The organism is Neorhizobium sp. SHOUNA12A (assembly GCF_023006505.1).
Taxonomy (GTDB): Bacteria; Pseudomonadota; Alphaproteobacteria; order Rhizobiales; family Rhizobiaceae; genus Neorhizobium.
This window is the reverse complement of record NZ_JALBGV010000003.1, coordinates 148,623-161,290: the sequence shown is the minus strand read 5'-3', so window position 1 is coordinate 161,290 and position 12,668 is coordinate 148,623. Positions and strand designations below refer to the sequence as shown.

At 62.1% G+C, this 12,668-nt stretch carries 12 protein-coding genes and 1 pseudogene; 6 read left to right on the top strand and 7 right to left on the bottom strand.

The annotated features are described in order from the left end of the window. Window positions 1–7 precede the first annotated feature (7 nt). From MOV63_RS02560 to MOV63_RS02540, 5 genes are all read left to right on the top strand, one after another. Window positions 8–844 (top strand): ABC transporter substrate-binding protein, encoded by an 837-nt coding sequence (locus MOV63_RS02560; protein WP_041364086.1) that lies wholly within the window; start codon window positions 8–10, stop codon window positions 842–844. Window positions 845–942: 98 nt separating this feature from the next. Then, on the top strand, window positions 943–1,617 hold the full coding sequence (locus tag MOV63_RS02555; protein WP_247031451.1) for a 4-carboxy-4-hydroxy-2-oxoadipate aldolase/oxaloacetate decarboxylase: 675 nt from the start codon (window positions 943–945) through the stop codon (window positions 1,615–1,617). A gap of 54 nt (window positions 1,618–1,671) precedes the next feature. Then, on the top strand, window positions 1,672–2,439 hold the full coding sequence (locus MOV63_RS02550) for an SDR family oxidoreductase (protein WP_247031449.1): 768 nt from the start codon (window positions 1,672–1,674) through the stop codon (window positions 2,437–2,439). Window positions 2,440–2,624: 185 nt separating this feature from the next. After that, window positions 2,625–3,572, top strand: a complete 948-nt coding sequence (locus MOV63_RS02545; RefSeq protein WP_247031447.1) for a 2-hydroxyacid dehydrogenase — start codon at window positions 2,625–2,627, stop codon at window positions 3,570–3,572. Window positions 3,573–3,582: 10 nt separating this feature from the next. Then, window positions 3,583–4,614: an L-idonate 5-dehydrogenase gene (locus tag MOV63_RS02540; protein WP_247031445.1), complete on the top strand. Its 1,032-nt coding sequence runs from the start codon at window positions 3,583–3,585 to the stop codon at window positions 4,612–4,614. Here the strand turns inward: MOV63_RS02540 and MOV63_RS02535 are convergent. Together MOV63_RS02535 and MOV63_RS02530 are read right to left on the bottom strand one after the other, a co-directional pair. Further along, window positions 4,600–4,788: pseudogene (locus tag MOV63_RS02535) on the bottom strand (IS3 family transposase); the annotation flags it as partial. The gene MOV63_RS02540 and the pseudogene MOV63_RS02535 overlap by 15 nt on opposite strands. A gap of 42 nt (window positions 4,789–4,830) precedes the next feature. Then, window positions 4,831–5,748 carry a LysR substrate-binding domain-containing protein gene (locus MOV63_RS02530; protein ID WP_247031443.1) on the bottom strand — a complete coding sequence of 306 codons (918 nt, stop codon included), beginning with the start codon at window positions 5,746–5,748 and terminating at the stop codon, window positions 4,831–4,833. A 207-nt stretch (window positions 5,749–5,955) separates the two neighbouring features. Between MOV63_RS02530 and katG the strand changes: the two genes are divergently transcribed. Further along, complete coding sequence (gene katG / locus MOV63_RS02525; RefSeq protein WP_247031441.1) at window positions 5,956–8,139, top strand: catalase/peroxidase HPI; 2,184 nt, start codon at window positions 5,956–5,958, stop codon at window positions 8,137–8,139. A 73-nt stretch (window positions 8,140–8,212) separates the two neighbouring features. Here katG and MOV63_RS02520 read toward each other — a convergent pair whose 3' ends face one another. From MOV63_RS02520 to cyoB, 5 genes are all read right to left on the bottom strand, one after another. Continuing rightward, entirely contained in the window at window positions 8,213–8,668 is a 456-nt protein-coding gene (locus MOV63_RS02520; RefSeq protein WP_247031439.1) for a hypothetical protein, read from the bottom strand. Between the two features lie 127 nt (window positions 8,669–8,795). Beyond that, window positions 8,796–9,545, bottom strand: a complete 750-nt coding sequence (locus MOV63_RS02515; RefSeq protein ID WP_405029295.1) for an SURF1 family protein — start codon at window positions 9,543–9,545, stop codon at window positions 8,796–8,798. 34 nt (window positions 9,546–9,579) lie between these two features. Then, the gene (cyoD, locus tag MOV63_RS02510; protein WP_040124287.1) at window positions 9,580–9,996 is read right to left on the bottom strand and encodes a cytochrome o ubiquinol oxidase subunit IV; all 417 of its coding nucleotides are present in this window, start codon (window positions 9,994–9,996) and stop codon (window positions 9,580–9,582) included. Then, window positions 9,993–10,637, bottom strand: a complete 645-nt coding sequence (gene cyoC / locus MOV63_RS02505) for a cytochrome o ubiquinol oxidase subunit III (protein WP_247031437.1) — start codon at window positions 10,635–10,637, stop codon at window positions 9,993–9,995. The genes cyoD and cyoC overlap by 4 nt, the downstream gene beginning before the upstream one ends. A 4-nt stretch (window positions 10,638–10,641) precedes the next feature. Continuing rightward, entirely contained in the window at window positions 10,642–12,645 is a 2,004-nt protein-coding gene (cyoB, locus tag MOV63_RS02500; protein ID WP_247031435.1) for a cytochrome o ubiquinol oxidase subunit I, read from the bottom strand. Between the last annotated feature and the right edge of the window lie 23 nt (window positions 12,646–12,668).

The window sequence follows — 12,668 nt, the reverse complement described above, 5'->3', positions numbered from 1 at the left end:
AACAGCAATGAACTGGAAATGCCTGACACTAACCATCGCATTGGCAGCGGCCGGTGCCGCTTCGCCGGCGGTCGCGGACCAACTCGACACGATCCTGGCCAGCAAGACGTTGCGCTGCGCTACGTTCGCCGACGTTCCGCCATTCGCCGCTCCGGATGTGAAGACGCGCGAGATGGTCGGGTTCGACGTCGATCTCTGCAATGCCATCGCCAAGGAACTCGGCGTCAAGGCTGAAGTGAAGCCGGTTTCGGTCGAAGCCCGCGTGCCGGAAGTCAAGCTTGGCCGCGTCGACATCACGGTTGCCAATCTTGCCTATACCCAGGGCCGCGCCGAGCAGATCCAGTTCAGCGATCCCTATTATCTCGCCAAGGAAATGCTGATCGTTCCGGTCGACGATGCCGGCAAGAAGAAGTCCGACTACGAAGGCCAGCGCGTCGCTTCCACCAAGGGTTCGACATCGGAAATGTCGATCAAGCTCAACAAGTCCGATCCGCTGACCTTCCAGGACACCGGCTCCGCCTATCTCGCCGTCCAGCAGGGCAAGGCACGCGGCATGGTCGCCAACACCATGACCACGACCAAGCTGGTGAACGAATCCAAGACAAAGGGCAAGCCGATGCGGATGATCGAGGAGCCGATGCTCTTCCAGCCAATCGGTATCGGCATGGCCAAGGACAATCCCGCCCTGACCGCCAAGGTCAACGAAATCCTGCGCAAGCTCGACACGTCCGGCGATCTCAACAAGATCTGGGACAAGTGGCTTGGCCAGGACACCGAATACAAGATGACCCGCACCGACAAGGTGGTGCCGCTTTCCGAACTGAAGTTCGACCCAATCCCGTAATCGCCTCTCGCTCGGCTCCGCCCGAACTCAATCGCAAATCAACGAAGGCTGCAGGCGGCGGGACGTGCCCGTCGCCGGTCTTGCTATACGAGGTTTCTATGATCCATATCAAAGACATCGCAGAACGGCCAAGCAAGGCCGACATCGAGGCGGTCGCCAAATTCTCGCCGGCCACGATCCATGAAGCGCAGGGGCGCAGGGGGGCGCTTTCCTCGCGCCTCAAGCCGGTCGACTATCGCATGAAGCTGTGCGGCCCGGCCTTTACTGTCAAATGTGCGCCGCGCGACAACATCATGTTGCAGCTTGCCATCAACTACGCCAAACCGGGCGATATCATCGTCGTGTCGGCGGGCGAGTTTGAAGAGGCCGGCTCTTTCGGCGATGTTCTTGCCAATGCCTGCCTTGCAAAGGGCATAGGCGGCCTGGTGACCGATACCGGGGTCCGTGACACGTTGCAGCTGCGGGAGCTTGGCTTCCCGGTCTTTTCGCTCAGCGTCTGCATCAAGGGCACCGTCAAGGAAACCATCGCCGCCGTCAACGATCCGGTTATCGTCGGTGGAGAGATCATCAATCCGGGCGATATCATCGTCGGCGATGCCGATGGCCTCGTTGTCGTGCGCCGCGCCGAGGCGCAGGAGGTAGCGCGTCTGTCGCAGGCCCGTGAAGATGCGGAAGCCGGTTATATCGAAGCCTACAAACAGGGAAAGTCGGTCATCGAGGTCAGCAAGCTTGAACCGGTGTTGAAAGCCAAGGGGCTCGTCGTCGATATCTGAGTAGTCGCTCCAGATGTCGCAGCATTTTTTCCTGTTCAAGGAACGAGGTATCCGATGAGCCATTCCCTGTTTGATTTGACCGGTTTGCGAGCCCTGATAACGGGATCGTCGCAAGGTATCGGCTTTGCGCTGGCCAGAGGCCTTGCGGAACATGGAGCTTCCATCGTTCTGAACGGCCGTGACAGGGCCAGGCTCGAGACCGCTGCAGGACAGCTCAAGGAAACTGGTGCGACGGTTTCGGTCTCTGACTTCGACGTGACGGACGCCGAAGCGGTGAAGCGCGGGATCGATGCGATCGAGGCCGAAGTCGGCGCGATCGACATCCTGGTCAACAATGCCGGGATGCAGTTCCGCAGCCCGCTCGAGGATTTCCCCATCGACCGCTGGGAGCAATTGCTGAAAACCAATATCTCCAGCGTTTTTTATGTCGGCCAGGCGGTGGCCAAGCACATGATCGGCCGCGGTCGTGGCAAGATCATCAACATCGCCTCGGTGCAGAGCGAACTCGCACGCCCGGGCATCGCGCCCTATACGGCGACCAAAGGCGCAGTGAAGAACCTGACGCGCGGCATGTGCACCGACTGGGCCAAGCACGGCCTGCAGATCAATGCGATCGCCCCGGGCTACTTCAAGACGCCGTTGAACCAGGCACTGGTCGACAGCGAGGAATTCTCGTCCTGGCTGGAGAAACGCACGCCCGCCGGACGTTGGGGCGACGTCGAGGAACTGGTCGGTGCGGCCGTTTTCCTGTCGGCCAAGGCCTCCTCCTTCGTCAACGGACACACACTCTATGTCGATGGCGGTATCACCACCAGCCTCTGAGGCAGGAGCCTTCGGGCCGATCGTCGTGATGGGCGTGTCGGGCTGCGGCAAGTGCGACGGCCGATCTTCCGACAGCAGAGCCCGACGTCGTGACCGTCGAACCAGTCGCTTGAATCCATCGTCTCGATGGCAATGACGCTGCTGGCGGCCCGCCAGAGGCGCTCGAACTGAAACCTGGAGGAACCATGAGCAAGCCCGACATTCTTCTGATCGGCCCTTATCCCGAGTGGGATCTCGTCGAGCTGGAGGCGCAGTACAATGTCCTGAAGCTGTACGAGGCGTCCGATCGTGATGCCTTCGTGAGCCAGCACGCCGCCGGTATCCGCGCCATCGCCACGCGCGGCGAGCTGGGCGCATCCGCCGACCTGATCGGCAAGCTGCCGAAGCTCGAAGTCATCTCCGTCTACGGCGTCGGTTACGATGCGGTCAACCTGGATGCCTGCCGCGCTCGCGGCATCCGCGTGACCAATACGCCGGACGTGCTGACCAATGACGTGGCCGATCTCGGCGTGGCAATGATGCTGGTCCAGTCGCGCGGCATGATCGGCGCCGAGGCCTGGGTCCGGGACGGAAGCTGGGGGACAAAGGGTCTCTATCCCCTGAAGCGCCGGGTCTGGGGCCGCAAGGCCGGGGTTCTCGGCCTTGGCCGTATCGGCTTCGAAGTCGCCAAACGCCTTAGGGGCTTCGACATGGACATCGCCTATAGCGATGTTACCGCAAAACCTTATGCGGAAGGGATGACCTTCATCGCCGATCCGGTCGAACTCGCCCGGCATGCGGACTTCCTGTTCGTGACGCTCGCCGCCTCGGCCGCGACCCGCCACATCGTCTCCGAAGACGTGATCGCCGCGCTCGGTCCGGAAGGCATGCTGATCAACATCTCGCGCGCGTCCAATATCGACGAGGAAGCGCTGCTTGCCGCACTCGAAAGCGGAGCACTCGGATCTGCGGCACTCGACGTGTTCGAAGGCGAGCCGAAGCTCGATCCGCGTTTCCTCGAACTCGGCAACGTGCTGGTGCAGCCACACCATGCGTCGGGCACGATCGAAACCCGCAAGGCGATGGGCAAGCTGGTGCGCGACAATCTCGCCGCCCACTTTGCCGGCGCCAGCTTGCTAACCCCCGTTCTCTGAGGACAAGCCCATGAAAGCCGTCGTCATTCATGCCGCCAAGGATCTGCGCATAGAGGAACGGGAGGTCGAGGCGCTCGGCCCCGGACAGGTGGAGGTCGCCATCGAGGCCGGCGGCATCTGCGGTTCCGATCTGCATTATTACAATCACGGCGGCTTCGGCACGGTGCGTGTCCGCGAGCCGATGATCCTCGGTCACGAGGTTGCAGGAACGATCAAGGCACTGGGGGCGGGCGTTTCCGGACTGGCGGTGGGCGACCGGGTGGCGGTGTCGCCGAGCCGGCCCTGCAACGCCTGCGGCTATTGCCTCAAGGGCCAGCAGAACCATTGCCTGAACATGCGCTTCTACGGCTCCGCCATGCCGATGCCGCATATCCAGGGGGCGTTTCGCGAGCGGCTGGTCGCCGAACAATGGCAGTGCCACAAGGTCGCCGACGGTGTCTCCATCCATGAAGCAGCGATGGCGGAACCCTTCGCCGTCACGCTGCACGCGATCGTTCGCGCTGGCGGGCTCGCCGACAAGCGGGTTCTTGTGACCGGCTGCGGTCCGATCGGTGCGCTGGCGATCATCGCGGCACGCGCGCATGGCGCCCGTGAGATCATAGCCACCGACGTGATGAACCCCGTACTCGAGACGGCGCTCCAGGTTGGTGCCGACCGGGTCATCAACGTCGCCCGCGATCCGGAGCTCCTATCCGCCTACGCTGCCAATAAGGGATACTTCGACGTCCAGTTCGAGGCGTCTGGCAATCAGAGCGCCCTGCGCGCGGGCCTTGAGGTCTTGAAGCCGCGCGGCATCCTCGTCCAGCTCGGCCTCGGCGGCGACGTGTCGATCCCGCAGAACATGGTGGTGGCCAAGGAGATCGAGATGAAAGGCACATTCCGCTTCCACGAGGAATTCGGGCTGGCGGTCGACCTCATCAGCAAGCGGCGCGTTGATCTGAAGCCGCTGCTCACCGGAACCTATCCCCTCGAAGACGCCGTCAAGGCATTCGAGGCGGCCGGCGACCGGACGCGATCGATGAAGGTGCAGCTCGCGTTTTGACAATGCGTCGTCAGCAACGAAACCATGAGCAAGGCATTCGCGCCTCACGTCATCAACGACATTGAGGAACCGTCTGCCGCAGGCGAACTGGTCGTGGACGAAATCGAGCGACCGGCGGGAATCGGCCGTCGCCTCGACCAGGATCGGTGCAGACGTGCCGACAGAGTGCCGCCGCTGGTTGGCGAGGTGGCGCAGCTTCGCTGGCAGATCGACGTCTCAACGTCGCATCGCATACTGTTCGCGCACCGTATCGGCTGAGCGGCGTACTACCTCGGAAATCTGCAGGAGCTGGGTGACGAGAGGCGTCGAATGGCGCCAGATCATTCCGATCGTGCGGGACGGCCGGGGCGTCTGGAAGCGGGAGATCGAAACCTGCGCCGAGCGCGTTTCCAAAGGCACCGCCATTTCCGGGATCAGGGTGATGCCGATGCCGGCGCTGACCATCTGGACCAGGGTGGACAAAGAGCTGCCTTCCATGACTTCCCGGGCGCGGGTCGATCCAATCTTGCAGAACGATAAGGCTTGGTCGCGAAAACAGTGGCCTTCCTCCAGCAACAGCAGGCGCATTTCGCGCAACGCCTCGCGTTCGGGGACGGGCTTGTCCTCGTCCTCACGTCGCCGGACCAGCACAAACTCCTCGTCGAACAGTTTGAGCTCGGTCAGGAACGGTTCCGATACGGGCAGGGCGACGATTGCCAGATCCAGTTCGCCCTGCGCCAGTTCCTGGACCAGTTTTGCCGTCTGCGTCTCGCGCACCTGCAATTCGATCCCGTCGAACGTCCTGTTCAGGTCGTTGATGATCGCCGGCAGCAGATAGGGCGCGATCGTCGGGATGATGCCGATGCGCAGGCGCGCCAGGAACGGATCGCGCGACGCGCGGGCGAGATCCGCCAGTTCGTCCACCGCCCGCAGGATATCGCGAACCCGTAGCGCGAAGGTCTGGCCGAAGGCGGTCAGTTTCACTTCGCGCGCATTCCGCTCGAAGAGATCGCCGCCCAATTCCTGTTCGAGTTCCTTGATCTGCATCGACAAAGCCGGCTGGGAAATCGCGCAGGCATCGGCGGCGCGGCGGAAGCGGCCGTCCCGCGCCAGGGCCTCGAAATAACGGAGTTGTTTCAGGGTGACGTTCTTCATAACCTCAGCTTATCGCGGCGATCAGTAAATCCAACTTAAATTTATGAGGCGCTTCCGATAAGAAGGAACCAAGGGAGGGCGCGCGTGACCATGATCCTTGCTCGAAAGGCGGGGACGACAGTCTGAAACAGCGCAGCCGGGCCGGACGGTTCGGCAGAAACAGCCTCTTTTGCACGACAGATAATGAAAACAATCAAGGAGATAGTCATGGATGCGAAATCTAGCGAAAACGCCGGCAAATGTCCGGTCGCGCATACGCCTCGCGGCCGATCGAACCGCGAGTGGTGGCCCAACCAGCTGAACGTCCAGATTCTTCACGGGCACTCCGTCCGCTCCGACCCGATGGGTGAGGCGTTCAATTACGGCGAAGAGTTCAAGACGCTCGATCTCGACGCCCTGAAGAAAGACCTTCATGCGCTGATGACCGACAGCCAGGAATGGTGGCCGGCCGATTTCGGTCATTACGGCGGCCTGTTCATCCGCATGGCCTGGCACAGCGCCGGCACCTACCGTATCACCGACGGCCGCGGCGGCGCAGGCCAGGGGCAGCAGCGTTTCGCGCCGCTCAACAGCTGGCCGGACAACGTCAACCTCGACAAGGCCCGTCGCCTGCTGTGGCCGATCAAGCAGAAATACGGCAACAAGATCTCCTGGGCGGATCTGATGATCCTCACCGGCAATGTCGCGCTCGAATCGATGGGCTTCAAGACGTTCGGTTTTGCCGGCGGCCGCGCCGACGTCTGGGAGCCGGAAGAGCTCTACTGGGGTCCGGAAGGCACCTGGCTGGGCGATGAGCGCTACAGCGGCGAACGCCAACTCGCAGAACCGCTCGGCGCCGTGCAGATGGGCCTCATCTACGTCAATCCGGAAGGCCCGAACGGCACACCCGATCCGCTCGCCTCGGCGCGCGACATCCGCGAAACCTTCGCCCGCATGGCGATGAACGACGAAGAGACCGTGGCGCTGATCGCCGGCGGCCACACGTTCGGCAAGACCCATGGCGCCGGCGACCCGTCGTTTGTCGGTGTCGATCCGGAAGGTGGCGAGCTCGAGGCGCAGGGCCTCGGCTGGTCGAGCAAGTTCAACACTGGCGTCGGTCGCGATGCGATCGGCAGCGGCCTGGAGGTGACCTGGACCCAGACGCCGACCCAGTGGAGCAACTACTTCTTCGAAAACCTGTTCGGCTTCGAATGGGAGCTGACCACCAGCCCGGCCGGCGCCAAGCAGTGGGTGGCCAAGAACGCCGAAGCTTCCATTCCGGACGCCTTCGACCCGTCGAAGAAGCAGCTGCCGACCATGCTAACCAGTGACCTGGCGCTGCGCTTCGATCCGATCTACGAGAAGATCTCGCGCCGGTTCCTGGAAAATCCGGCCGAATTCGCCGATGCCTTCGCCCGCGCCTGGTTCAAGCTGACCCATCGCGACATGGGTCCGAAGGTCCGTTATCTCGGCCCGGAAGTTCCGGCCGAAGACCTGATCTGGCAAGACGTGATCCCGGCCGTCGACCACCCGCTCGTCGACGACAAGGATGTCGCCGATCTGAAGGCGAAGGTTCTGGCGACCGGCCTCTCGGTGCAGGAACTGGTTTCCACCGCCTGGGCTTCCGCCTCGACCTTCCGCGGTTCCGACAAACGCGGCGGTGCCAACGGCGCGCGGATCCGGCTTGCGCCGCAGAAGGACTGGGAAGCCAACCAGCCGGCGCAGCTCGCCAAGGTCCTGGGCGTTCTCGAAGGCATCCAGAAGGATTTCAACGCTGCCCAGGCAGGGGGTAAGAAGATCTCGCTGGCCGACCTGATCGTGCTTGCCGGCGCTGCCGGCGTCGAAAAGGCTGCCAAGGCCGGCGGCCAGGACATCATCGTGCCCTTCACGCCGGGCCGCATGGATGCTTCCGAGGCACAGACCGACGCGGCTTCCTTTGCCGCGCTGGAACCCCGCGCCGACGCCTTCCGCAACTATGTCAACAGCGGCAAGACGCAGTTCATGAAGGCTGAAGAGGCCTTGCTGGACCGCGCCCAGCTTCTGACGTTGACGGCACCGGAAATGACCGTTCTTCTCGGCGGCCTGCGCGTGCTGAAGGCCGGCCAGCCCGAACACGGCGTCTTCACGTCCCAACCGGAAACGCTGACGAACGACTTCTTCGTCAGCCTGCTCGACATGGGCACCGAATGGTCGCCTGTTGCCGGTAAGGATGGCGTTTACGAAGGCCGTGACCGCAGGACCAAGGCACCCAAGTGGACCGGCACCCGCGTCGACCTGATCTTCGGCTCGCATTCGCAGCTTCGTGCGATCGCGGAAGTCTATGGCCAGTCCGACGCCAAAGCGAAGTTCGTCAAGGACTTCGTGTCGGCCTGGACCAAGGTCATGAACGCCGACCGTTTCGATCTCGTCTGATCGATCAAAATCGCCCGGACGTGGCTCAGCTGCGTCCGGGCATCTTTTCAATGCTGATTTACCGCCGAGCTTTTCAGGTCGGCACGAAGGCCGAGGCGATGGCGAGCACGAATCCGAGGATCGTGGCGCAGACGGACAAGGCCTCGCGCGTCTTTTCGGAACTGACGCTCCACCCCTCGCTGGTGAGATACCGTGCGATCAGGCCCAGCGAAAGCAGGCCGACGCAGCCGAGGAAGGCGAAGAAATAAACCCCGTACTGCATGTTCGAGATCTTCTTGGTCAGTACTTCGGTAATCCCGACCAGGGTCGAGAGGGACAACAACAGGCTGCCGATGATCAGGTATTCCGCGTGTCGCGACCTGACTGCCGAATAGAGCGACAGGATCGTGAACAGGAATCCCACCAGAACAATCGCGATATAGTTGCCGCTGACATGCCCGGTCGCGGAGATCGACATGAATACCGACGTCAGGATGAACAGCGCGGCCGTAAAAAGGATCTTGTATTTCGAGTTGAAAAACTGGCGCATAATATCAAATCCGCTCTTAGCCGGCCGCCCGCGGCGCTGGCAAATGCCGTTTATCGAGTATGAGAAATTCGGCGCGCGATGAACAGGTTGCGGACCTGCTATTCCGTGGAAATCCACGCCTCAAGTTTCAGGCGAGCCGCCGGCGCTGGATCGCATAGGCCGCAGCGGCACTCATCACCGCCAGCAGATACCAGGTCGCGGCATAAACGAGGTGGCTGTTGCGGAAGCGGATCACCGTCAGTCCGCCGACGGGCAGGCCGCCGGGGATGGGCGTCGCGTCGGCATCGATGAAATAGGGTGCGACCCTTTCGAGGCCGGTGGCGGCGGCAATCGCGGCCACATCGCGCGAGTACCAGCGATCACTCGCGGGATCGTTGGAGCGCAGGAAGGCGCCCTCCGGCTCGCTGATGCGGATGAGGCCGGTGATCTTCACCGGGCCTACGAGCTGCCCATCCGGCCGCAAGGCCGGATCGCGGCGGTTGGCAGGCACGAAGCCGCGATTGACGAGGACGGTGGTCCCGTCCTTCTGTTCCAGAGGCGTCAGAATCCAGAAGCCGGGACCGAGATCGGTGACCGCCTGGACCAGCGTTTCCGCGTCATGGCGGAAAGTGCCGGTCGCCGTGACGCGCCGATACTCGTCGTCTTCGGCGTTGATGGTGGGCCAGGCTGGCGATGAGGGCGCGGGCGCCGGGGTTGCCGTGACCCGGGCATCGACGCGGGCGATCAGGTCGAGCTTCCAGAAGAGCCGCTGCACCTGCCAGGTGCCGAGTCCGAGGAAAACGACGGTCAACAACAGCATCGCGGCGGCAAAGACCAGTCGGGAGCAGACTGGGTCAGCATCCGCTGTTTCTCCGGTCAAAGGATGGTCGAGAGCCACGCGTCTATCCCTTCCCAGTTTACCCCCGAAGGGGTCACGGCATGTTTTTCATCATCTCCGGCGACATCGGCATCATGTTGGTGTTGAGATGGTGCATGACCCAGAGCGATCCGGCAAGCGTGATACCGACCAGGACAAGGGTGAAGAGCAGCGCCATCATCGTCCAGCCGCCTTCCGAGCGCGGGTTCATGTGCAGGAAATAGACCATGTGCACGACGATCTGAATGACGCCGAGCCCCATGACGAGAAAGGCGGTGAACAGCTTGCTGTCGATGGCGCCGCTCATCACCAGCCAGAACGGGATGGCGGTCAGGATCACCGACAGGCTGAAGCCGATCAGGTAACCTTTCAGCGTGCCGTGGCCGGCCTGATGGCCGTTGCTGTGGCCGTGATGGGCCTCTGAGGCACTTTCGTGAGCAGGGGCGTGCGGGGCTTGGCCGTGCGAGCTCATCCGAGGACTCCCATAAGGTAGACGAAGGAAAAGACGCCGATCCAGACGACGTCGAGGAAGTGCCAGAACATCGACAGGCACATCAGGCGGCGCTTGTTTGCCTCGATCAGTCCGTGTCTGCCGACCTGCACCATCAGCGTGATCAACCAGACGATGCCGAAGGTGACGTGCAGCCCGTGGGTGCCGACCAGGGTGAAGAAGGAGGAGAGGAAGGCCGAGCGGGTCGGTCCGGCGCCCTCATGGATCAGGTGGTTGAATTCGTAGAGTTCGAGGCCGAGGAAGATCGCTCCGAACACGCCGGTCACGCCGAGCCAGAACAGCGTCTCGGTCTTGGCGCTGCGTTCCATCTGCAGCATGGCAAAACCGTAGGTGATCGACGAGAACAGCAGCATTGCCGTGTTGAGGGCGACGATCGGCAGGTCGAACAGGTCGGCCGGCGACGGACCTGCCGCATAATTGCGGCCGAGCACGCCGTGGGTGGCGAAAAGCACCGCGAAGACCAGGCAGTCGCTCATCAGATAGAGCCAGAAGCCCAGCATGGTGCTGCCTTCCGGATGATGCTCTTCCGTGACGTAGAACCGCGGCTTGTCGGTTTCGTGATTGCCCGAGGGGCCGTGGGTCTGAACTTGCGTCTGGCTCATCGTCTCAGGTCCGTTCCGCGAGCAGCTTCGAGCGCGCGTCCTCTGTTGCGGTCACGGTATCGGCTGGAATGTGGAAATCCCGATCGTAGTTGAAGGTATGGCCGATCGCGACGGCGATCATGGCGACAAAGGCGACGATCGCCAGCCACCAGATGTACCAGATCATCGCGAAGGCGAAGACGACACTGATAGCGGCAAGGATGACGCCCGTGCCGGTATTTTTCGGCATGTGGATCGGCTTGAAGCCGCCGAGCGGGCGCTCATAGCCGCGGCTCTTCATGTCGTACCAGCTGTCGTGGTCGTGCACGACCGGCGTGAAGGCGAAGTTGTAGTCCGGCGGCGGCGAGGAGGTCGACCATTCGAGCGTGCGGCCGTCCCAGGGGTCACCGGAGGTCTCGCGCAGCTGGTCGCGCTTCAGGTAGCTGACGACGATCTGGATGATGAAGGCGCCGATGCCGCAGGCGATGATCACCGCGCCGAAGGCGGCGATGACGAACCAGATCTGCAGCGACGGATCCTCGAACTGGGAAACGCGGCGGGTGACACCCATCAGGCCGAGCACATAGAGCGGCATGAAGGCGACGTAGAAGCCGATCAGCCAGCACCAGAAGCTGATCTTGCCCCAGAACGTATCGAGCTTGTAACCGAAGGCCTTCGGCCACCAGTAGACGACGCCGGCCATCAGCCCGAACACCACGCCGCCGATGATGACGTTGTGGAAATGGGCGATCAGGAACAGCGAATTGTGGAGCACGAAATCAGCCGGCGGCACGGCGAGCATCACACCGGTCATGCCGCCGATGACGAATGTCACCATGAAGCCGACCGTCCACATCATCGGCAGTTCGTAGCGGATGCGGCCGCGATACATGGTGAACAGCCAGTTGAACATCTTGGCCCCCGTCGGGATGGAGATGATCATCGTGGTGATGCCGAAGAAGGCGTTGACCGACGCGCCCGAGCCCATGGTGAAGAAGTGGTGCAGCCAGACGATATAGGAAAGGATCATGATCACGCAGGTGGCGTAGACCATCGAGGCGTAACCGAAAAGCCGCTTGCCGCAGAAGGTGGCGACCACTTCGGAAAAGATGCCGAAGGCCGGCAGGACGAGGATGTAGACCTCCGGATGGCCCCAGATCCAGATGAGGTTGATGTACATCATCGGATTGCCGCCGAGATCGTTGGTGAAGAAGTTCGTGCCGGCATAACGGTCGAGCGACAGCAGAACGAGGGTGGCGGTGAGGATCGGGAAGGACGCGACGATCAGCACGTTGGTGCAGAGCGAGGTCCAGGTGAAGATCGGCATCTTCATGAAGGTCATGCCCGGCGCGCGCATCTTGACGATCGTGGCGATCAGGTTGATGCCGGAAAGCGTGGTGCCGATGCCGGCCACCTGCAGGCCCCAGATGTAATAATCGACGCCGACGCCCGGACTGTAGTCGGCGCCCGAAAGCGGCGGATAGGCAAGCCAGCCGGTGCGGGCGAATTCTCCGACGAACAGGGACATCATGATGATGATCGCGCCGGCCGTCGTCATCCAGAACGAGAAGTTGTTGAGGAACGGGAAAGAGACGTCGCGGGCACCGATCTGCAGCGGCACGACATAGTTCATCAGGCCCGTCACGAAGGGCATGGCCATGAAGAAGATCATGATGACGCCGTGGGCGGTGAAGATCTGGTCGTAGTGGTGCGGCGGCAGATAGCCCTCCGAACCGTTGAACGCGATCGCCTGCTGGATGCGCATCATGATCGCATCGGCAAAGCCGCGCAGCAGCATGATGATCGCCAGAACCACGTACATGACGCCGATCTTCTTGTGGTCGACGCTGGTGAACCACTCGTTCCAGAGATAACCCCAGAGCCGATATTTGGTGATAACCCCTAAAACGGCGAGACCGCCGAGCGCGACGACGACGAAGGTCGCGACGAGAATGGGCTCGTGATAGGGAATGGCTTCGAGGGTAAGCCGCCCGAAAAGGAATTCCGTCAGAGTGCTGTTGCCGAACATGGGTCTGTCCAAAATCTCTTGAA